The 21,322-nt window shown below is 71.3% G+C and carries 19 protein-coding genes; 9 read left to right on the top strand and 10 right to left on the bottom strand.

Going from position 1 to position 21,322, the window contains the following annotated elements; genetic code table 11:
• Positions 1-85 precede the first annotated feature (85 nt).
• Genes IEY61_RS02595 through IEY61_RS02585 form a run of 3 tightly spaced genes read left to right on the top strand, consistent with a single transcriptional unit; the run spans position 86 to position 4,234 of the window.
• Entirely contained in the window at positions 86-1,765 is a 1,680-nt protein-coding gene (locus IEY61_RS02595; RefSeq protein WP_189040600.1) for a hypothetical protein, read from the top strand.
• Entirely contained in the window at positions 1,758-3,011 is a 1,254-nt protein-coding gene (locus IEY61_RS02590; RefSeq protein WP_189040599.1) for an ATP-grasp domain-containing protein, read from the top strand. Before IEY61_RS02595 ends, IEY61_RS02590 begins: the two co-directional genes overlap by 8 nt.
• 2 nt (positions 3,012-3,013) lie before the next feature.
• Positions 3,014-4,234: an ATP-grasp domain-containing protein gene (locus IEY61_RS02585; RefSeq protein ID WP_189040598.1), complete on the top strand. Its 1,221-nt coding sequence runs from the start codon at positions 3,014-3,016 to the stop codon at positions 4,232-4,234.
• A 122-nt stretch (positions 4,235-4,356) separates the two neighbouring features.
• Here the strand turns inward: IEY61_RS02585 and IEY61_RS02580 are convergent, their stop codons facing one another.
• Positions 4,357-6,249 carry an ABC transporter ATP-binding protein gene (locus tag IEY61_RS02580; protein ID WP_189040597.1) on the bottom strand — a complete coding sequence of 631 codons (1,893 nt, stop codon included), beginning with the start codon at positions 6,247-6,249 and terminating at the stop codon, positions 4,357-4,359.
• Between the two features lie 109 nt (positions 6,250-6,358).
• Positions 6,359-6,787, bottom strand: coding sequence for a cupin domain-containing protein (locus IEY61_RS02575; protein ID WP_189040596.1), 429 nt, complete (start codon positions 6,785-6,787; stop codon positions 6,359-6,361).
• Between the two features lie 106 nt (positions 6,788-6,893).
• Here IEY61_RS02575 and IEY61_RS02570 point away from each other — a divergent pair, with 106 nt between their 5' ends.
• Positions 6,894-7,922 (top strand): GlxA family transcriptional regulator, encoded by a 1,029-nt coding sequence (locus IEY61_RS02570; protein ID WP_229705630.1) that lies wholly within the window; start codon positions 6,894-6,896, stop codon positions 7,920-7,922.
• Between the two features lie 784 nt (positions 7,923-8,706).
• Here the strand turns inward: IEY61_RS02570 and IEY61_RS02565 are convergent.
• Complete coding sequence (locus IEY61_RS02565) at positions 8,707-9,594, bottom strand: helix-turn-helix transcriptional regulator (protein WP_229705629.1); 888 nt, start codon at positions 9,592-9,594, stop codon at positions 8,707-8,709.
• Positions 9,595-9,623: 29 nt separating this feature from the next.
• Entirely contained in the window at positions 9,624-10,109 is a 486-nt protein-coding gene (locus tag IEY61_RS02560) for an HNH endonuclease (RefSeq protein WP_189040595.1), read from the bottom strand.
• A gap of 189 nt (positions 10,110-10,298) precedes the next feature.
• Between IEY61_RS02560 and IEY61_RS02555 the strand changes: the two genes are divergently transcribed.
• The gene (locus tag IEY61_RS02555) at positions 10,299-10,892 is read left to right on the top strand and encodes a TetR/AcrR family transcriptional regulator (RefSeq protein ID WP_189040594.1); all 594 of its coding nucleotides are present in this window, start codon (positions 10,299-10,301) and stop codon (positions 10,890-10,892) included.
• Positions 10,893-10,903: 11 nt separating this feature from the next.
• Here the strand turns inward: IEY61_RS02555 and IEY61_RS02550 are convergent, their stop codons facing one another.
• Entirely contained in the window at positions 10,904-11,683 is a 780-nt protein-coding gene (locus IEY61_RS02550) for an FkbM family methyltransferase (protein ID WP_189040593.1), read from the bottom strand.
• Between the two features lie 55 nt (positions 11,684-11,738).
• Positions 11,739-13,274, bottom strand: a complete 1,536-nt coding sequence (locus tag IEY61_RS02545; protein WP_189040592.1) for an ArnT family glycosyltransferase — start codon at positions 13,272-13,274, stop codon at positions 11,739-11,741.
• 98 nt (positions 13,275-13,372) lie between these two features.
• Between IEY61_RS02545 and IEY61_RS02540 the strand changes: the two genes are divergently transcribed.
• Positions 13,373-13,843: a MarR family winged helix-turn-helix transcriptional regulator gene (locus IEY61_RS02540; protein WP_189040591.1), complete on the top strand. Its 471-nt coding sequence runs from the start codon at positions 13,373-13,375 to the stop codon at positions 13,841-13,843.
• 235 nt (positions 13,844-14,078) lie between these two features.
• On the opposite strand, the gene IEY61_RS02535 is transcribed toward IEY61_RS02540, so the two are convergent.
• Positions 14,079-14,405, bottom strand: coding sequence for a hypothetical protein (locus tag IEY61_RS02535; protein ID WP_189040590.1), 327 nt, complete (start codon positions 14,403-14,405; stop codon positions 14,079-14,081).
• Between the two features lie 416 nt (positions 14,406-14,821).
• On the opposite strand from IEY61_RS02535, the gene IEY61_RS02530 reads away from it, so the two are divergent.
• The 3 genes from IEY61_RS02530 to IEY61_RS02520 all read left to right on the top strand — a co-directional run bounded on the left by IEY61_RS02530 (position 14,822) and on the right by IEY61_RS02520 (position 16,930).
• Positions 14,822-15,241 (top strand): DUF6069 family protein, encoded by a 420-nt coding sequence (locus tag IEY61_RS02530; protein WP_189040589.1) that lies wholly within the window; start codon positions 14,822-14,824, stop codon positions 15,239-15,241.
• 175 nt (positions 15,242-15,416) lie between these two features.
• A complete protein-coding gene (locus IEY61_RS02525) occupies positions 15,417-16,415 on the top strand; it encodes a tyrosine-type recombinase/integrase (RefSeq protein WP_229705628.1) in 999 nt (332 codons plus the stop codon).
• Positions 16,416-16,471: 56 nt separating this feature from the next.
• The gene (locus IEY61_RS02520) at positions 16,472-16,930 is read left to right on the top strand and encodes an Rv0361 family membrane protein (RefSeq protein ID WP_189040587.1); all 459 of its coding nucleotides are present in this window, start codon (positions 16,472-16,474) and stop codon (positions 16,928-16,930) included.
• A gap of 1 nt (position 16,931) precedes the next feature.
• On the opposite strand, the gene IEY61_RS02515 is transcribed toward IEY61_RS02520, so the two are convergent.
• The 3 genes from IEY61_RS02515 to IEY61_RS02505 are packed head-to-tail and all read right to left on the bottom strand — an operon-like array spanning position 16,932 to position 21,285.
• Positions 16,932-17,630 (bottom strand): ABC transporter ATP-binding protein, encoded by a 699-nt coding sequence (locus IEY61_RS02515; RefSeq protein WP_189040586.1) that lies wholly within the window; start codon positions 17,628-17,630, stop codon positions 16,932-16,934.
• On the bottom strand, positions 17,623-18,594 hold the full coding sequence (locus IEY61_RS02510; protein ID WP_189040585.1) for an ABC transporter ATP-binding protein: 972 nt from the start codon (positions 18,592-18,594) through the stop codon (positions 17,623-17,625). Before IEY61_RS02510 ends, IEY61_RS02515 begins: the two co-directional genes overlap by 8 nt.
• Entirely contained in the window at positions 18,595-21,285 is a 2,691-nt protein-coding gene (locus IEY61_RS02505; RefSeq protein WP_189040584.1) for an ABC transporter permease, read from the bottom strand.
• Positions 21,286-21,322: the final 37 nt, after the last annotated feature.

Raw genomic sequence — 21,322 nt, 5'->3', positions numbered from 1 at the left:
GGGGAATCGGGTGGGGATTTTGCGTGCCGAGGGCTTTTCGGCATTGGTTGAAGGGGTTGCCCGAAGCAGTTCCCGATGTGCCCGGGTGGCCGAGGCCGCCCGGTACGCCGCGTCGCTCGGGCAACGAATTCCGGTCCCGATCGGACTGGCCGCGCTGACTCGCCCCGAGGAGCACCTGCTGGCGGTGGCGGAAAAAGCTGGGGCCGTGCTCGCCGCGTACCGGGACGATGAGGACCGGCTTGTGCTGACCCGTACCGGACGTCTGCGGATGCTTTCCGCCGGGCAGCAGACGCCGGACGACGTACACCTTCTCGGCTCGGTCGGCTGGCCGGCCGGCCGACCGACCGAGTTGAGCGCGCAGCTGACCGCGCTGGCGGAGCGGGACGCTGCCGAGGCTGAGGCGATCAAATCCTGGCTGGCCGTGCTGCCCATCGAGCGGATCGCCGCCATGATCGAGCAGGTCCGCTTCTCGCTGCAGCACATGGCCCCGGTGCTGCTGTACACCGGGGACGGCTGTTACACCAACCTCGGCAAGGGAAGCAACCTGGTGGGCAGGTCGTTACGGACCGACTCGCCCCGCTGTCTGCTCAATGCGCTGTCGGCCACCCCGGTGAGGCAGTGGGCCGCGCAGGATGCCTGTTTCCTGGCCTGTTTGCACGCTCTCATCACCTCAGGCCCGCCGGTGCGGGCGGAGGAGTTCAGCGGGACGCAGTTGCGTCCGGACCGGCTCACGACCTTCCTGCGGCAGCGAATCGCCAGCTACGGCGCCAGCGAGCCGGACGTGGCGGGCCTTGCCAACGGGGAGCGGTTGTCCGTGCTGGCGCGGGCCAGCGCGGCCGGGCGGGCGGCGGCACTGGCGGCCGGCACCCGGCCGTACCGAGTGATCCAGGGCCTGAACCTGAACAAGCAGGAGCAGCTGACGGCCACGCCCATCACGCTCGCGGACGTGCCGCCAGCGGTGGTGAAGACGTTCGCCCTCCTTCTCCGTTGTCCCATCCCGGCCGACTTCGCGGCCGTGCGGACCGCATGCGCGCAGAAGATGACGGACCTGTACCAGCCCGGCGCGGACGGGTTCACCAGCTACTTCGAGCAGGTGCTGCACGAACTGGTGCAAGTGGCCACCGACGCCACCGCATCGGACGTCGGCATGTCCCGCGGGCCGCGGTGGATGGGTGAGTTGGTTCGGGCGGTACGCGAGCACCGCATGGACCCGGTGGCGTGGACGACGAACGCGTTCTACTGCTGCGTCACACCCAGTCAGGCATTCATCGAGCTGTTCACCGACGTGCCGGAGCAACTCCCTCAGGTCATTCGGGCGATCAGCGCCCGCATGCGGTACAACGGGTGGCACTACCTGCCGCACACCGTCGGGGCACACCAGCGCAGCGGTGACCGTGACTGGTTCTTCGCGCCGACCATGGCCGACGTCACCGACTGGTCCGATCAGCACCACACTGGGCACGTCGCCAACAGCGTCCGACACGCCATCCGCGTGCCGTTCGGCGTCGTCGTCGACGGCTCCGACCGTCCCGGCATGCATGACTTCCGCCTCATGCGCGCTGCCGGGGAGCCGTACACGCTGTCCGACCTGCGCGCTGGCATGGCCATCGGCGAGCTGCTGCGCAGCCTGTACCAGGCGCACGTGGACCGGCTGGCGCAACTGGGCGCCCCCGCAGCCCTGGATATCGTCGATTTCGACAACCAGTGGTATCAAGCCCGATACGGTCGCGCCCACGTGGCCACGAAGGAACGAGCACATGTCTGAGCCCGTCGTCATCTTCCTCAACCTGCGCAGAACGCACCTGGAGCACAGCGCCGCCATCGAGGCGGCCCACCGGCTCGGATACGGGGTCGCGTTGATCGCGGACACAGTGCCTGCCGGGTTGCCGGACCGAATCGTGCGCGTCGTGCACCAGGTCGACACCTACGACCAGACTGCGGTGGACGGCGCGGTCGAGGCCATCGTCGCCGCGTATTCGGTCGCCGGTGTGGTCACGTGGTCCGACCGCGACGTGGAGACCGTGAGCCGCATCGCCGAGCGGCTCGGGCTTGCCGCGCCCTCGGTGGCGGCGGCACGCATCGCGCGCAACAAGTATCTGATGCGTGAGGCGTTGGCCGGACATCCCGATACGATTCCGCGGTTCACCCGGGTCACCACCTGGGAGGAGCTCGTCAAGGCCGTCGACGACGTCGGTTTCCCCGCTGTCCTGAAGCCCACGTCCGGTTCGGGCAGCAAGGGCATCTTCGTGCTGCGCGACAAGGAGCAGTTGCGTGGCGCGTTCGACGCACTGATGCACTACACCCGGCCCGAGGTTGACCGTGTGTTCCTGGACAACCCGAACGAACTGATCCTGGAGGAGTTCCTCGCCGGCACCGAACACAGCGTGGAGGGCTTCGTGAGCCAGGGCGACATCGTCATTGCCGGCATCACCGACAAGCAGACCATTGAGCCGTTTCGGCTGGAACTCGCGCACACCTTCCCCAGCCTGCTGCCGGCCGATGTGTCGGCGCGGGTGCATCAGCTGACCAGGACGGTCATCACCGCGATCGGTCTGGACAACTGCACCTTCCACCTGGAGTGCATGGTGAGCCCGGACGGCCGAGCGAGACTGGTGGAGATCGCGGCCCGGGTGGGCGGTGACTTCATCACCTCCCACCTCGTCGGCCTGGCGACCGGAAACCCGTTCGCGGAGAACGTCATCCGGGTGGCTACGGGCCAGCGCCCGGAACTGGGTGGCGGGCAGCCGTTGTACGCGGGCGTCCGCAAAATCATGGCGGACCGTCCCGGAGTGCTGGTCGGGCTCGACGGCCTTGCGGAGGCGTTGACGGTTCCCGGGGTCCGCCACGTGGTGCTTGAACGCCCGATGGGAACGCTGGTGAAACTGCCGCCTGCGGATTACATGTCCAGCACCGTCGGGGCGGTGTTGGCGGTGGGCGATGGCGCCGACCGGGTTCACGACAGCCTGGTCAGGGCGGTGAACGCGGTCCGCGTCGGCATCAGCGAGGCTTGATCGTGTCCCGGTCCACCGTCCTGGTGCTGGGCTGCGCGTCGACCACGCCACACGGGCGTGATCAGATGCGCCGGCTCAGCGCGCAGGCCAGAGGCCGCGGAGTGCGGCTCGTCGGTGCCGACACGCCGACCAATCTGCGGGCGTTCGCGCCGAAGCTGGTTGACGACGTCGTCGCGTTCCCCGTGCACGACGCCGGTGCCGCCCGATCCTGGGCGGCCACTTACCGCGAGTGCATCGACGCGGTCATGACGTTTCGGGAAATGTGCGTCGAGTCGGTCGCGGCGGTCGCCGACGAGCGCAAGCTCGCCGGCAACCACCCGGACGCGGTACGCACGATCCGCACGAAGGATCTGTGCCGGCGGGCGCTGCGGGCGGCCGGTTTCCGCCAACCGACCTGCGCCGTGGTGACCGACGAGCCCTCGGCGCGGCATTTCCTGGCCACGACGGCGCCCGGTCCGTGGATCGTGAAACCGCGCGACGGGATGGGCAGCGTGGGCGTGTCCCTTGTCGCGGACCCGGCCGAGCTGGCCCGAGCGATCGCGAGGCTCAACCCCGGCGCACCTTTTCTCATCGAAACCTTCGTCGCGGGGCCGGAGTTCTCCGCCGAAGGCGTGGTGCGCGACCGGGCGCCGGTCGTGCTTTCACTTACGGCCAAGAGCACGGGCGCCGGCTTCGTCGAGACGGGTCACCGCGTTCCGGCGCAGTTGGACACCGCCACGGCGACGTTGGCGCGGCAGGAGGTGGAGCGTGCCCTCAGAACCGTCGGCATCACTCACGGGATCTTCCATGTCGAGTTCTGGTTGGACGGCCCGAACGTGGTGCTGGGCGAGATCCACGCCCGGCCCGGCGGTGACTTCATCCACGCGATGGTGGAGCATGTGCATCCCGATCTCGAGCTTTACGGGGCGTTGATCGACGATCTGCTGGACTTGGCTGTCCCGTCGTTTCCGGCAGCGAGCCGGGCGGCTGGTGCGGAGTTCCTCGTCCTGCCCGCCGGGCGGGTACGCCGGGTACAGGGCTGGGCGGAGCTGTACGCGGATCCCTGCGTACTCGCCGCCGATCTCTCCCTGCGGGCGGGTGATCTGATCCGGCCGGTGCGGGAGTCCGCGGACAGGCACGGCGTGCTGGTGCTCGGCGCCGCCGACCCGGCCGAATTGGAGGCGGCGTTCCAGCGGCTCCGGAAGATGATCCAGATCGAGGTCGAGCCAGTCGGCGCGGCGTAGAACCCTTGGTTGAGGCCGAGGAGCCACCCAGCCGGGCGGGTAGGTTCGCCCGCCCGCCCGGCTACGCCCTCGCCCAACACGGTGAAGGTGAATCCGGCGCTGGGGCGGGCTCGGGAGCCTGGTCATGCCCGCCGTGCCCCACCACCTGCAGGCCCTCGCCACTCCGGCGCCGGCGTCCCGTCCTGATCAACGGCTGTGCCGAGGAAACCACCGGACTGCCGCGACCACAGGTTCGCATAGATTCCGCCTCGTTCCAGCAGTTCGGCATGGGTGCCCTGCTCCGCGATCCGGCCGGTGTCGAGGACCACGATCCGGTCCATGCGGGCGATGGTGGACAGCCGGTGCGCGACAGCGATCACGGTACGGCCGATCATCACCTCGTCGAGCGTGTCGTGGATGGCGGCCTCCGCCTCGGAATCGAGCGCGGACGTCGCCTCGTCCAGGACCAGAATCGGCGCGTTGCGGTAGAACGCGCGGGCCAGCGCGATCCGCTGCCGCTGGCCGCCCGACAGTCGCACGCCGCGTTCCCCGACATGTGCGTCCAGGCCGGTTCGGCCATCCGCGTCCCGTAGCGTGGCGACGAACCTGTCGGCGGATGCCCGGCGCAGCGCCGCCTCGATCTGCATGTCGTCGACGGCGCCGGGACCAGCGATGTTCTCGCGGATGGAGCGGTGCAGCAGCGTCGCGTCCTGGGCAACCAGGGCGATCTGGCCGCGCAGGCTCTCCTGCGTCACGTCCCTGACGTCGGTGCCGTCGATCATGATCGTGCCGGACTCCGCGTCGTAAAACCGCAGTAGGAGGCCGACCAGCGTGGACTTGCCCGCGCCGGACCGGCCGACGAGGCCGACGCGCTCACCGCCGGCGACGTCGAGGGTCAACCGGTCGAGCCCGCCCTCGCCGCGGCCGTAGTGGTGACTGACGTGCGCGAAGCTGACCGCTCCGCCTCGTACCAGCAGCGGGGTTGCCTGCGGTTTGTCGGCCACGGCGAGTGGTTGCGCGATGGTCCGCAGCGCCCGCCGGAGCGCGCCGACGGACCCGAGCAGCGACGACATGGCGTCCAGCAGCCACTCCGCCATCGCGGTGATCCGGAAACTGAGCGCCAACGCGGCCGCCACGAGACCGATGGGCGCGGCGTCGGTACGCCAGAGAGCGATTCCGTATCCGACGAGTCCAACGAGCAGTGCGCTGCCCAACGCCATCATGGTGCTGTTGATCGTCACCTCGATCCGCTGCAGGTTCAGGTGTGCCCTTCTGGCGCGCGCAAACACCTGGACGTCGTGCTCGGTGCGGGCGTCCTGACCGCCGAGCAGTGCCAGCGTGTCGATGTTCGCGTACGAGTCGACGAGCAGGCCGGTCAGCGCGGATTCCGCGTCCTGCAGGCGTTCCGACGCACGTCGGTAGCGCGGTACCGCCCATCGCATGAGCAGCGCGTACGCCAGGACCCAGGCGCCCAGTGGCAACAGCAGGCGCACGTCGATCGCGGACATCAGCCACACCGAGCCGGCAACGTAGGCGATCACGAACACCAAGGTGTGGATGACCGAGTACGCGGCGGTGCTGGCGGCTTCGCCGCCATCGCGGACCCAGGTGGCGATGCGCCCGGCGAGGTCGTCGCGGAACCAGCCGACGGACTGCCGGGACACGTGCCGGTGTGCCCGCCAGCGGGCGAGCGGGCGGGCGTTGGCCCGGAACGCGATGTCGTCCAGGGTCTCGCCGACCAGGTTGATCAGCGGTCTGACCAGCAGCACGAACACGGCCACCGTGAGCAGTTCGGTGCCGTGGCGGGTCCAGAGCGTGTTCGGGCTGGTGGCGGCGAGGGTGTCGACCAGGCGGCCCGCGTACCCGATGAGCCACACCTCGACGGCGGCGCACAGGATCGTCGTGGCGACGGCAGCCGCCGCGACCGGCCGTAGCGGCCGGAACGTCCGCAGGAGGAAGCGCCGGACACTGGCGGCCGGAGTGGAGTTGTCGCCGGTGGGAAAGGGGTCAACAGGATTCTCGAACAGACCTGACACGAAGTGCCTTTCCGGCGATGGAGACGGACAAGGGGCCGCGGGAACCGCTGGACGTCCTCATGATCGGTCTCCTCTTCGTGTCGGTCGGGCGTGGACTCTCCTCGCGAGGCTAGGGGATCTCGTGCGGTGCTGCGTTCATTTTTTCGGCCTCGAGAAGGCGCCCTGTCGTCGCGTCGATGTGGTCGGGGATCTCGTCGTGGCGGTCGCCGACTGTCGGTGTTCCTGTGGGCTCGAACATCAGGATTGCCGCGCCGGCGGGCGCATACGGCCTGTGCTGCGTGCCTCGCGGGACGGTAAAGACCGCGCCCTGCGCAAGCCGGACGGTGCGTTCCCCAGCGGGCTCGCGCAACGAGATGCACAACTCCCCGTCGAGCACCAGGAAGAACTCATCGGTGTCGTCGTGGACGTGCCAGATGTGCTCGCCCGCAACCTTGGCGACGCGCACGTCGTAGTCGTTGACGCGCGTGACGATGCGGGGGCTCCACAACGCTTCGAAGGAGGCCAGGGCCGCGCTGAGGGCGATGGGTTCATGGCTCATGAGTGAATCCTTGCCCGTTGAGCATGCTCTGTGTGAGTGCTAGAAATCGCACGTGCCGCAAGAATCCTCGCAGCCAGCCTCTTCGACGCGGCTCCACCGCGTCGTCGTGATCGTGGACGAGAACTCGAATCCCTTCGAGCTCGGCTGCGCAACAGAGGTCTTCGGCCTGCATCGACCCGAGGTCGGACGCGATCTGTACGATTTCCGTCTCTGCTCGCCCGAGCCGAGCACGCTGATGCGGGACGGCTTCTTCACCTTGACCGGGGTGTCCGGCCTGGAGGCGGCTGACACGGCAGACACCTTGATCGTCCCCAACCGGTCCGACACCGACGTGCCCCGCCGCCCAGCCGTACTCGATACCATCCGGCGGGCACACGCTCGCGGCACGAGACTGGTCGGCTTCTGCAGCGGCGCTTTCACCCTTGCCGAGGCCGGGGTGCTCGACGGACGCCGGGCGACCGCGCACTGGCAGTGGGCGGACTCCTTCCGGGACCGTTTTCCCGCCGTCCGGCTCGAAGAGAACGTACTGTTCGTGGACGACGGCGGCATCCTCACCGCAGCGGGGAGTGCAGCCGCCCTTGACCTCGGGCTGCACATCGTCCGCCGAGACCACGGCGTGCAGATCGCCAACTCGGTCAGTCGACGGCTGGTCTTCGCGGCACACCGCGACGGCGGCCAGCGGCAGTTCATCGAGCGCCCCGCGCCCGACATTCCCGACGAGTCCCTCGCGTCCACCTTGGCATGGGCCCAGGAGCGGCTCGACGTGCCGCTGACCGTGGCTGACCTGGCCAGGCACGCCTCGGTCAGTCCGGCGACGCTGCACCGCCGTTTCCAAGCGCGATTGGGTACGACACCGCTGGCGTGGCTCACTCGGGAACGACTTGACCTGGCATGTCGGCTGATCGAGCTGGGTGAGGCACGCCTTGAGGTGGTAGCGCGGCACAGCGGGCTCGGCACCACCGCCAACCTGCGCACGTTGATGCGCCGCGAGACGGGGCTGGCTCCCTCGCAGTACCGGCGCCGGTTCGGCCTCGGAGCGGTCGAGTTTGGCAACTCCCGCAGTTGCTCGGCCTGCCTGATCGAAGCGCCTGGGGCGAGATGTTCGAGCTGCTCATCGGGCGACCGTCGACGCTGATGGAGTTCGCTGGGTGGAGCGGACTCGGCGTACGCCGAGTCGTGGCCCCCCGCCGCGGCGGTTGTCATTCCGACCGGAACGAGGTTCGACCGTCCCCTCCAGAGAAACAACAGGCAGGCAGGGAGGCTGGCTGTCTCAGCACGGCACCTCCGCGAGGACAACGTGACCTTCGCGGAGGTCGCCGACCATGGCGAACTCGGCTCGGTCGACATCGCAGCAGAGAGGGAGATCGTGGGAAAGGTCGACACGTTCGGACGCGGGGAGCCGCGCATAGCCGCCGAGCATGCTCGGCGGCGCCGGCCACGATGCCGGCGACCAGGTCAGCCCGTCGCGGCGTTGACGCGTTGAGGAGGCGGTTCACCGGGATTTCGGCGTCCATCCCTACGATCGGCACGGCACCCGATCGTTCACGGTAGAAGCCCGACTCGCAAGAGCGCTTCCCGGTAGGCGTGCTCCGGCGCGGTGTCATCAAGTCCGCGTTCACCGAGCAGGGCGGGTGGGCGACGGGTCACTGCCGGCATGCAGCATCACTCTCTTCGCCAAGAAGCGATTGGAGCCACACCGACTCTATTTATCGGATTACCGGTTACGGCAATCCGATAAATAGTCCCCACGAAACGGACATACCGTCGAGACATCATAATGACAGTTAAGGTGCGTAAGCATTAAGACTGGTGCAAGGGGTCCGGCAATCAGGTGATGCGTGCCTGCTGGCGCTACCAGATCCCGCACGACCCGGACCGGCATGGGAGCAGTCACACGACGGGAAGTCCCGATCGGACTCTCAGGATGGTGCTCGGTAGCGGGTGACGACCGCGGCTGCGCGGTTGCGGAGGGAGGTACGTAACCACTGCGGCTCCAGAGCTTCCGCGTTCATGGCGAGTTGCCACAGCGCCCATTCGGCGTGCCTCGGATCCTGGAAGGTCACCTCCAGCCGCAGCCAGCCGTTCGGGTCGGTTGTCTCGGCGCGGATGGCCAGCGCGGTGCCCGCCAGGTCCTCCCGCCGCGCCGGGTTCATCCGTACCAGCACGGTGACCTGGTCGCCGCCGGCCCGGAACTGCGTGCTGCGGTCCTGCCAGGCCCGGTCCAGATCGACCCGCTCTGGTCGCTGCGCGGGCTCGGCGAGTTCCTCGGCGGCCAGGATCCGGGACAGCCGGTAGGTGCGGTCCGCGCCAGATCTCGTGGCCAGCAAGTAGCCCTGGTCGCGTACCGTGACCAGGCCGATCGGGTCCACCGTGCGCCACTGCGGGGTCTGGTCCACAGCCGCGTAGTGGATGCGCAGCTTGTGTCCGGCGAACACCGCGCGTCGGACCTCGGCCACCACGGCGTCGGGCACTTCCTCGGCGACCAGCCGGCGCGAGAGGAGGTCGGTCTCCGGGTCGATGAGCAATCGCTGGACGGCGCCGGCCGCAGTGGCCCGATAGCTTTCGGGCAGCGCGTCAACCACCTTGCGCATGGCCGAGGCGAGCGCCGAGCCAAGGCCGAACGCCTGCGCGCCGCTCCGCGATCCGGCGACCAGCAGGGCGAGCGCTTCGTCGTGGTTCAGTCCGGTGAGCTCTGTCCGGAAACCGGGCAACAGTGCGAAGCCGCCGTGCCGACCGCGTTCGGCGTGGACCGGGACGCCCGCTGCGGACAGCGCCTCGATGTCGCGCAGCACCGTGCGGGTGGACACCTCCCGTGCCGATTGAACCGGCACGAGTATCAGGGGGAGGGGTGATTTCCGGCGGACGTCCGCCCGTACGCCGTGCGTGCCTCGGCGACCTCGGCGGCGTGGCGCTCGCGCCAGCGCTGCTGGGCGAGTCGGTTGCAGATCCGGCAGGCCCGCCGGAAGCGGCCAGTGGCCGGGTCGATCTCCCGGTCGTGGCCGTTGCGGCACTGCGGACGCTGGAAGCGGTCGCGGCAGTTGTCGGCGCGGCTGCGCTGGCGCAGGTGGCTGGGCTCGATGCAGTCCGGCGCACCGCAGTCGTGGTGGACCTCGAGAGCGGGGTCGTAGTCGCCGACGAAGATCACGTACGCCGCGATGTGCGCCCACGCCCGGCCGGCGAGTTTCTGGTACACGCCGCGCTGGGCGCCGTAACCGCGCACGATGAGACATCCGTTGTCGGCGCGCGTCGCGCGGCTCAGCAGGTGGGCCCGGAGCGTCTCCGCGGTGAAGTGCCGCGACAGGCCCGTGATCTGGGACAGCACCGGGTCAGGGTATGCCCCGGATGCGAGCGGGCGACGACGGGCCTTCACGGCCCGCAACGTCCGCCTCACCGTCGTCCCCGCCCCGACTCCGTCACCACCCACTAGTACGCTGCGCTAACCTCGAGGCGACGTAGCACGCTGTACTAGTGCGGCGTGCTGCCAAAGGTCGGTGCAAGGAGTGGGTGGACGATGGGTGATCGGCGGGAGCAGATCGTGCGCGCGGCGACGGAGATCGCCGCAGAGGGTGGCCTGGCCGCGTTGACCGTACGCGCCGTCGCCGCGCGCGCCGGCATCGGCGCGAGCACCCTGCGGCACTACTTCCCGACCCAGCGCGCCCTCCACCAGGCCGTGATCGACCAGAGCCTCGACGCCGAGCTGCTCGACCTGCGCATCGGCGACCGCACGGTGCCGGCCGCGACCCGGCTGACCGAATGCCTGGCCCAGTTCCTTCCCACGGCTACGGACGGCCGGGTCGAGTTGGAGAACTGGCTCGCGCTCTACGCCTCGGCGCTCGGTCCACAACGCATCGAACAGGCCCGGCGGTTGCTGTCCGGGATGACCGCCCGGGCGCTGGACCGGGTCGACACCTGGCTGGCCACGCTGGAGGCCGAGGGCGCCCTACGTCACCCGGACCGACTGCGCCATGCCACCGTGCTGCTCGCCCTGATCGACGGTCTCTGCCTGCAACTGCTCGCCACCGAGTCGGGGGCAGGCGTGGCGGAGGCGCGCAGCATCCTCGCCGAGGCGGTCGAGCGGCTGGTCACCGTCAGCCCGCCCGACTGACGGCCGCTCGGTCAGGCCGACGTCGGTACGCAGTACACGTCGCCGGAGTTGGCCTCGTGCGGCAGCGTGAGCAGGTGGTTGGCCATCTCCTCGGCGCTGGCCCACCGCCCGAGGGTCAACGACTTGTCGTCGCCGAGCGCCACGTCGAAGCCACCGAAGCCGAGCGCGGTGAGCCGGTCCAGGCAACGCAACGCCACCGTACGCCCGATCGTGGTGAACTCGAACGACAGCGCCGGCAGTGAGCGGCTCAGGCCGGCGAGGACGGCGTCCTCGAAGCCCTCCACGTCGATTTTGACGAAGGCCGGTGTGCCGTGTTCGGCGATGAGCGCGTCGACGGTGGTGACCGGGACCTCGATCCGGCCGTCCCACACCTGTCCTTCCCAGCCGCCGGCGCCGGCCGCCGCCGCCACGAAGTCGGTGGAGGCGGTGGAGACGGTCGGGTTGGCGGAGTTCACCAGGAAGCTGACCCGCCCCGGCTGCGCCCCGCAGGCCGCCTCGACGAGGGTCACCTGCTCGTCGTCGGCGTAGATGGCGCGCAGCGCCTGCAGGCACAGCGGTTGCGGTTCCACGGCGACGACCCGGGCGCCGAGGCGGCGGAAGCAGCCGATGTGGTCACCCACGTGCGAGCCGATGTCGAACACCAGGTCGCCGGGGCGTACGAAACGGGCGTAGAAGGCGTCCATCGCCGCGTCCCGGTCGGGATCGCCGTAGTAGACCTCCAGCGAGCGGCGCAGCGACGCGGTGGCCGGGTCGGCCTTGAGCGCCTCGACCGCGGCGCAATGGGTACCCATCGCAGCACCCTAACCCGCCGGTGCGGGCCGCCGTGGCGGTCCGCGCGGCGACCGGTCACCCCGTGTGACGCACCTCGGTGTCCCAGATGTCGGCCCATGGGCGGCGCAGCCCCCGGCACAGCCAGATCGGCCCGCCGTTCTCGTCGTTCTCCACCGCCACCCGCTGGTCCACCCGCCCGGCGAGGGTGACGTCGGTGAACCAGGCCTGCAACCGGTCCGGCCGGGGCCACCCGACGGCGATCACCACGTCGGCGTCCGCCGGCGGACGACCGAAGTCGGCCATGCTGTTGTGCCCGGAGTACGCGGTGGGCAGCCCGCGCGGTGGGCCGTAGCGGGCCACCGCGCCGGCCTCGCCGTAGTTCGCGGTGAGGATGACCGCGCGGGCCTGCTCCTCGGCCGGGAGGTCGCGGTGCACGGCGGCGAGCGAGTCGGCGAACGCCGGCCAGCCGATGGTCTCGCCGGCGTCGTAGTTGACGGCGACGACGAATCCGGGCATCCGGTCGGCCGGCAGCAGGGGCAGCAACAGCACCGCGTTGCTGGCGGCGGTGAGGACGACCACGGCCACCAACAACCCCTGGCGTACGCGGCTGCGGGCCGACCAGCCGGCGGCGACGACCGCGCCGGCGGCGGTGAGCACCAGCAGCAGCGGGGCGTCGTAGTAGCCCTTGCCGCCGGCGAGCAGCACGATGCCGGCGACCACCACGGCGGCCCAGCCGAGCGTCCGGTACCCGCGCCAGTGTGGCCGCTTCAGCAGTGCCACCAGCCCGGCCACCCAGAGCGGCACCACGAACGGACCGATGATCACGAAGTGCAGGAACAAGGCGTCCAGCCGGCCGCTGTAGGAGCTGTCCCCGTCGGCGATCGTCGCCGCGACCCCCAGTTGGGGGAACCCGTGAGCCGCCTGCCACGCCAGGCTCGCGGCGGCGAGCAGCGCGAACAGCCCGGTGGCGGTGAGGACCCAGCGGTCGCGCAGCAGTCGGCGGGGCCCGGCGATCGCCAACCCGGCCACCAGGCCCACGGCGAGCAGTGCGGGCAGCAGCTTGTTGAACATTCCGACCCCGAGCACCAGCGCGACGGCGAGGGCCCACCGGCCGTCCCCGGTGCGCAGCAGCCGTACGGTGCACAGCGCGGCGGCCAGCCAGACCACCAGGTCGACGGTGCTGGTGCTGAGCAGGTGGCCGGTGGCCAGGACGATCCCCGAGGTGGCGCCGAGCAGGGCGGCGAACATCTGCGTGCGCCGGTCCGCGCCGAACTGGCGGGCGATCGCGGCGACCAGCAGCACCGCGCCGCCGGCCAGCAGCGCCGACGGCGTACGCAGGGCGAGCAGGCTGCCCGGCGCGAGCGTGTCGGCCAACCGGGCCAGGGCCGGCACCAGGGGCCCCTGGTCGACGTAGCCCCAGTCGAGGTGCCGGCCGGCGAGCAGGAAGTACAGCTCGTCGCGGTGGTAGCCGTAACGCGGCGCTGACGCCAGCAGGACCAGGGCGACCGCCCCGGCGACGAGCCACGGCGCGGTCGCCCTGGGACCGGGCACGGAGCCCGTCGGATGCGGCTTCGCGGTGCGGTTGCGGCTCTGTGGGGTTGCCGTGGTCACGGTGACATTGTCGGCCGGGCCCACCAGGTCGGCTATCCACCCGATGGGCAATGACCGGGCAACGATCCCGGCTCGGAAGATCTTGTTAGCCTCGGTGCATGGACCTCCCGTCGCCGGGCCGCCCGTCGGGCCTGATGTTCCTGCTCAGCTGGGCCAGTCACGCCCTGCGGGCCGAGCACGCCGAGGGCCTGGCCGAGCTCGGTATCTCGCCCAGGGCGTACGGCGTCCTGCTGCGCGCCCACGACGGCGGTCTGACCCAGCGCCAGATCGGCGAGTCGTGTGGGGTCGACAAGACCACCATGGTGGTGACCCTGGACCAGTTGGAGGCCGACGGCCTGGCCCGACGCGTACCCGCACCGGCCGACCGGCGAGCGAGGTTGGTCGAGGTGACCCCGAAGGGGAAGCGGGTGCTCGACCAGGCCCGGCAGGTCTCCGCCCGCATCGAGGCCGACGTGCTCGCCGCGCTGCCCGAGGCCGAGCGCGAGGTGTTCCTCCAGGCCATTCAGCGCCTGGTCACCGAGCGGCTCGCCGGCCCCGGAGCGTGTGGGCCGGCCGGCTCGGTCTGTTGAGCGATACGCGTTCCGCGCGGGCGCCCCGGGCCCAGATGATGTCGCTGCTGGCCGCTGTCGAGCTGACCCGTCTGCGCTATCACCATCCCTCAGCCCGCCCACCCGCCGTCGATCACCGCGATCCGTTCACGCTCTCAGCTCGACAGGGCCAAACCCGACACCACGACCCTCGGCTGCCCTTTCTACCGAGCGGACACGACACCGACAGTTACCGACGAGACTTCTGACCAGGCGCTCACACGGCGGTGAGGAGCGCGTCGAGTGGCCGCGGCAAGGTGTTCCGGTCAACTGCCGCTTCGACGAGCAGGCGTGCGTAGCGCAGGTTGCGGTGCGAGCTGCTGCGCAGGAACCGCCACATCTGCGCTTCGGGCTCCCGGCCACGCCAGGCGGGCTGGCTCTGGAACGAGCGGAACGAGCGGAGGTCGCCCTGAGAGTCGAGGAGCGCTTCGACCCGTGTGGTGCCCAGGGCGTGAATCAGCTCCTCCTCCAGGTCGTTGACGCAGACGTGGAACCCGAGGTGTTCCATGTCGGTGCGCGTGTGGGGTGAGCCGAGCTGGGTCATGTTCAGGGAGATCCCGGCCGCGGCATGCTGCGGCCGTTTCCAGTGCCATCTGGTCGCTGATGCCCTCGACGAGCACCACGACCGCAGCGGACTCGACCTTCGCCAGGGCACGGGCCGTCGCCCGGATCGAGGCGGCGTTGCCACCCAACCGGCCATCGATCGCGCCGGCGGTGATCGGGGCAACTCGTCGGGTCGTGGCCATGGCCGCAATCATCGTTGATACGCCTATCGGCTGACCAGGGATTTGCGCACTTCGAACCCCGTACCTCCGCGTGGGTCGGACGAGACAAAGGTCAGACAGACCGGCGCTAGCGCGGCGGCATCCGGGCGAGGGGACTTTAGTCTCGCACCAGATAGTCCCGCACAAGACGATCTGGTACGGTCGCTCTGCTGAAGTTCCCGATCGAGGAGTGGCTATGAGCAGCACCACCGCGCCTGCCGTCAACAGCACCACCGGATCCCTGCGCCGCCGGCCCCTCAGCGTCCTGGCGGCCGTCGCGGCCTGCGCCGCGATCTGGCTGGTCGGGGCGCTCGGCGGCGCCGACTACGCGGTCAGCAGCCCGGGGCAGCGTGCGGAGGTCGTCAATCTTGTGCCGGTCGTCGTCGTCGCCCTCGGCTCGGCCCTGCTGGGCTGGGCGGCCCTGGCCGTCCTGGAGCGGTTCGCCGGGCGGCGGGCCACCACGATCTGGTTCAGCCTCGTGGTGGCGGTGACGCTGCTGTCGTTCGCACCCCTGGTGCAGGTCGACGCCACCGCCGGCGCCAAGCTCGCGCTGGGCGCGATGCATCTGGCGGTGCCGGCCGCCCTGATCGCCCTGCTGCCGAAGCGCGACCACTGACCGCCAACTCGCGCCCTCCAACCCCCGCGATCTTGCACTTTCTGTCGGCCCATTACGGGACAAAGAACCCGAATGGCCGACCAAAAGTGCAAGATCGCGGAGGCGGGTGGGGGCGATCATGGCGCTTCGGCGCGCCTGCGCGCGTGGCGGCACGCGAGCTGAGAAGCTTCTTCATGTGCGTTCGTCCGATGTGCCGGTGCTGTCGCAATCGCCGGCCCAACCCGCCCTGCCCGACGAGCCCCTCGCCGTCACCGAGGCCTGGCTGCGCAACCGTCGGCTCAGCGACCACACCCGCGACGCATACCGCCGCGACGTCGCCGGCTGGCTCGCCTGGTGCGCCGACCGCCACCTCGACCCGCTACGGGCCAACTTCCTGCACGTCAACGAATACGGGCGCGCCCTGGAGAGCGGCCGGTCCGCGCGTACCGGCCGACCACTGACCCCGGCCACCGTGGCCCGCAAGCTGTCCGCCCTGTCCAGCTGGTACGACTTCCTGGTCAAGCTGCGGGCGTTGGACACCAACCCGGTCGCCGGCGCCGACCGCCCCCACATCGACCGGGACCACTCAGCCACCGTGGGACTGACCCCCGACGAGGTCGACGCGCTGCTGGCCGCCACCGAGGCCGACACCGGGCCGACCGCCGCCCGCAACCGCGCCGCCATCGCCCTGCTGGCCGACCTCGGCCTCCGCGTCGGTGAACTGGTCGCCCTGGACCTCACCGACCTGGGCGCGGAGCGGGGACACCGCAGCGTGCGCTTCGTCGGCAAGGGCGGCAAGCCCCGCCGCCGGGCACTGACCCCCTCCACCGCGTACGCCGTGGACGCCTACCTGGCCGAGCGGGCCACCCGCCAGGGCGTGCCCGTCGCCCAGCTCACCGGGGCGCTGCTGGTCACCGCCAGCGGCGCCCGCCTGGACCGGCACTCGGTGTTCCGGCTGGTCCGCCGGCTCGCCCGCGACGCCGGGATACCCGCCTGGGCCCGCCTGTCGCCGCACTCGCTGCGGCACGCCTTCGCCACCACCGCCCGCGCCGAGGGCGTCCCGCTGGAGGACGTGCAGGACGCGATGGGTCACGCCGACCCGCGTACCACCCGACGCTACGACCGGGACCGGCACAACCTGGACCGCGACCCCGCGTACGCCATCTGGGCCGCCCGCGCCCGCCGCCGCGGCTGACCCCCGCCCCGGTTTTCGCGCCCGCCGCCGCGGCGGATTCTCTACCGTCGGGTGATGTGGACGCGGAACAGTCGTGGAGCAGGCCGGCCCGGCGACGCCGTCCGGTCCAGGCCGGACTCGCCCTCGCCGGCGTCGCGGTGGCCCTGTGCTGTGTCGGCGTCGCCGGGCTGGGCGCCTGGAACGTGCAGGTGGTCACGCAGGCCGCCAGCCCGGTCCGGGACACCGCCGAAGGATTCCTGCGGGAGGTCACCGTGGGCGACACCGACGGCGCCTACCGGCGGCTCTGCGCCGACGCCCGCACCCGGTGGAGCCAGCTCGGCTTCACCAGCTGGGTACGCACCCCGCCGGTGGTGCGCGACTACGAGATCCTGGACGTCTCGGTGGCCACCCGCGCCGGCCGACCCTACGGCACCGTCACCGTACGGCTGACCCGCGAAAGCGGCACCACCGAACAGCGTGACCTGTCGGTGGTGCGCGACGACGGCGGCTGGCGGATCTGCGGCGACCCCTACTGATTCACACCCCGACCGACTCGGCGGACGCGACCAGCCGGCCGTCACGCAACACCAGCACCCGGTCGGCCAACTCCACCAACGTCGGGTCGTGCGTGGCCACCAGCGCGGTCATCCCCCGAGAGTGCACCAACGCCCGCAGCAGGTCCATCACCGCCCGCCCGGTCTCCGAGTCCAGCTGACCGGTGGGTTCGTCGGCGATCAACAGCGCCGGATCGTTGGCCAGCGCCCGGGCGATCGCCACCCGCTGCTGCTGCCCGCCGGACAACTCGTACGGCCGCTGCCCGGCGTGGCCACCCAACCCGACCATCTCCAGCAGCACCGCCACCCGCTCCTCGCGCTGCCCGGCGGGCACCTTCGCCAGCCGCATCGGCACCCCGACGTTCTCCGCCGCGGACAGGATCGGAATCAGCCCGAAGGACTGGAACACGAAACCGATGCTGTCCCGACGCAGCCGCAGCAGGTCCCGCTCGCCGGCCGAGGTCACCTCGCGGCCGGCCACCCACACCCGCCCCGAGGTGGGCCGGTCCAGACCACCGATGAGGTTCAGCAGGGTCGTCTTGCCCGCCCCCGAGCGCCCCCGCACCGCGATCAGTTCACCCCGGCCGGCGCGCAGCGACACGTCCCGCACCGCGTGGACCACCCGGTCGCCGCCGCCGTAGTCGCGGCACAACCCCTCGACCCGGACCAGGTCCTCACTCACTGCGCCCCCTCTCGTCCCCTGAGCGGACCTGCACGTGGTCCGGCTCCAGGGTCAGCTTCACCCGGTCCCGCAGCGCCAGCGCGTCGACGAAACCCGCGGGCAGTTGCATCCGTCCGGCCCGGTCCAGCACCGCGTACTCCTCGGTGACCAGCTCCTCGACGCCGTCGGCGCCGACCCGGGCGGTGCGGTGCACCTCCGAGGCGGTGCGCCCGTCGCGGATCGCGACGGTCCGCCGCACCTGGGAGGCGACCTGCGGATCGTGGGTGACCACCACGACGGTGACCCCCAACTCGGCGTTGATGGTGCGCAGCGCGGCGAACACCTCCGCGGCCGTCGCCTCGTCCAGCTCACCGGTCGGCTCGTCGGCGAAGAGCACCTCCGGGTCGTTGGCCACCGCCACCGCGACGGCGACCCGCTGCTGCTCGCCGCCGCTCATCTGCCCCGGCCGGCGGTCCGCGCAGTAGCCGACCCCGACCATCTCCAGCAGTTCCGTCGCCCGCTGCCGGCCGGCCCGGCCGCCGCGACCGGCCAGCCGCATCGGCAGCTCCACGTTCTCCCGGGCGCTCAGGTACGGCAGCAGGTTGCGCCCGGTCTGCTGCCACACGAACCCGACCGTGTGCCGCCGGTACCGCAGCCGCTTGCGCGCCGACATGGTCAACAGGTCGTAGCCGGCCACCCGGGCGATCCCCGCGGTCGGGGTGTCCAACCCGGACAGGATGTTCAACACGGTGGACTTGCCGGACCCGGACGCACCCACGATGGCCACCAGGTCACCCCGGTCCACGACCAGGTCGAGGCCCTGCAACGCGACGACCTCCACGCCCTCGGTGGCGAAGATCCGCACCAGGCCGTCGCAGACGATGTGTCCCCGCAACCGGTCGGCGCCGCCGGCGCGGTCCGCGGCCCGTTGCGCCGCCCGCTGCTGCAGCGCCGCGAGGTCCGGTGCGTCCTTCACGACAGTCATCTAGCTCTCCTCTCCCAGACGCAGCACCTCTCCCAGGCGCATCCGTCGGTTCGCCAGGTTCTCCGCCAGCAGACCGGCCATCAGGCCGAGCACCACCGTCGCCAACACCCCGCCCACGACCAGCGGGTCCAGGTGATCGCGGATCGGCACGCCGGGAGCGAACGCGGACAACCCGAGGGCCGGCCCGAGCATCCGGGGCAGGACCACCCCGACCACCGCGCCGGTCACGGCCGCGACCACCACCAGCGGCACCAGCTCGTACACCAGCAGCCGGCGGCCGTGGGCGGCGGACAGGCCGAGCGTACGCAGCCGGGACAGCATCCGACCCCGACCGGCGGCGTCGGCGAGCACCGCGAACCCCACGGCGAGCACCGCCAGGGCCGTGCCCCCGGCCGCGCTGGCGGTGAACGCCAGGGTGAGCACCTCGTTGGCCCCGGTCCGCTCCAGCCCTTCCCGGTACGCCCGCCAGGTCTGCACCGCCGCCGGCACCTGCGCCCGCGTCACCTCCACACCGAGCACCGCGGACTGCCGGCGGCGCTGCGCCTCGTCGGCCACCTCCAGCAGCCGCGCCTGGTCGACGTCGTCGCCGGCGATCAGGTACCGATTGGGAATGATCGGCGTGAACTCGTACTCGGGCAGCGCCTGCCAGGGCAGCACCACGAACCGGTCGACCCCCAATCCCACGCCCGGGAAGTCGTCGGCCACCCCGGCGACGTGGAACTCGTACAGCCGGCCCTGGACGTCGGCCACCGCGGCGCCGTCGAGGTCCGCCGCCACCTTCGCGGAGACCACCGCGGGCACCGGCCCGTCACCGCGGGCGGCGGCGCGCAGCGCGGCGGGCACGTCGATGTCGACTCCGCTGCGGGCCACCACGTCGGCGAACGCCGGACCGTCCACCACCAGCACCCGGGCCTGGCCGAGCGCCTTGGCCCCCGGCCCGGCCTCGGACAGCAGCCGCCGGTTGGACTCCACCCACACCCGGGCCACCGCCCGCACTCCGGGCACCGCGGTCAGCGCGTCGGCCGCGTCGGGCGCGAACGCGTACCCGGTCAGCCAGGCGTCGGCCGGGACGGTCAACGTCGCGGCCCGGTCCCGGGCGGCGGCGACGGTGGTCGTGATCACCCCACCGAACACGCCGGTGCTGACGGCGACGATCAGCACGGCCAGCGGCCCCAGCGCCACCGGCGCGCCCCGCCCGGCTCGGGCGACACCGAGGAACAACAGGGCACCCCGGGCCCGCCTGGTCAACCGGCCGGCCAGCCGCAGCGGCCACGGCAGCAGCCGGATCGCGACCAGCGCGGCGGCGACCGCCACCAGCACCGGCACCGAACTGAGGTACGCGTCGACACCGCCGGCCGCGTCGAGGCCACGACGGCGCAGCAGCACCACACCCAGCACGGCGAGCACCAGCACACTGGCCTCCACGGTCAGGCGGCGTGCCGACGGGCGTTGCCGCGTCAGGTCCGCCCGTCCGGCGACCAACCCGACCCGCCGCTGCGAATGCATGGCCAGCAGCGGCACCACGGCGGTGGTCAGCACGGCCAGCGCCAGCACCGCCCACGGTGCCCCGTCCGAGCGGCCCGGCATCCGGGTGCCGACCAGCCAACCGAGCAGCACGGCGACGGGTTGCACCGGCGCCGCCTCGGCGAGGGTACGCAGCCCGATCGTGGCCAGCGACGCTCCCCGGGCCCGCAGCAGCGCGAGTTCGTCGCGGCGGCGTCGCACCGTCAACCGGGCGGCCAGCAGGATCAGCCCGAGCAGGCTGGCGACCAGGCCGGCCAGCACGATGGCCAGCAGCGCCTGCACCACGCGCATCTGCTCGGCGAAGCGGGCCAGTGCGAAGTCCAGCGACGTGTGCGTCTTCGACCTGGGCAGCCATTCGGTGCGCCGGGTCTCCGCCACCGCCGTGGTGACCGCCTCCAGCATGGAGGTGTCCAGCCGCTGTTCGTCGACCCGGTACCGCCAGCCGTACATCGACAGGGCTCCGCTGGCGGCGGACACGGCGTCGATCCCGGCCCAGTCGGTGACCGCCCCGGCGAGGTAGGGCTCGCCGTCGGCGACCGGCACGACCGGACTCAACGCAAGCGTCAGGTCGTCCCAGACCGGGTCGTCGGGATCGCGCGGCTCGAACACCCCGACGACCTGCGCCTGCGCCACCCCACGAGACCCGGTCAACCGCAGCTGGGTACCGGGGCGCAGCGACAGCGTCTCGGCCACCGCCGTCGACACCGCCAACTCGGCCGGCTGGTCCGTCTCGGTGCGCGGCCACCGGCCGTCGGTGAGGACAGCCGCCTCCTCGACCCCGGTCTGCGCGCGCACACCCACCTGCTTGGTCGCGCCGCCGTCCATCGGTGGGGCGGCACCGGTGGCGGTCAGTTTGCTCTCGTCCAGCCAGGCCGCGTACCACCGGCGCTGCACCAGAGTGGGCAGCGGTTGCGGCAGCGCATCGGCGAGCCGGTCGAGGTCGGCCCGGCCCACCGTGGCGTCCGGGGAATCGAGAGGAAACTGTTCGACGGCGATGGACACGTCGCGGACCAGGTGCGGCAGCCGGTCCACGTCGGCGTGCAACCCCCGGTCGGCGTACCCGTTGGCCAGCCGGGGCACACCGGTCACCAGCATCGCCGCCACCAACCCCAGCGCCGCCAACAGGCCCACGTGGGCGCCATACGCCCTGATCCTTCGAACGCTCACCGGACCCGCCTTTCGTTCGCGACTGCGGGGCTCGCAA

Origin of the sequence: Micromonospora sonchi (genome assembly GCF_014646235.1) — a bacterium.
Lineage (GTDB): Bacteria > Actinomycetota > Actinomycetes > Mycobacteriales > Micromonosporaceae > Micromonospora > Micromonospora sonchi.
The sequence above is the reverse complement of the archived record's forward strand: the minus strand, read 5'-3'. Positions and strand labels throughout refer to the sequence as shown.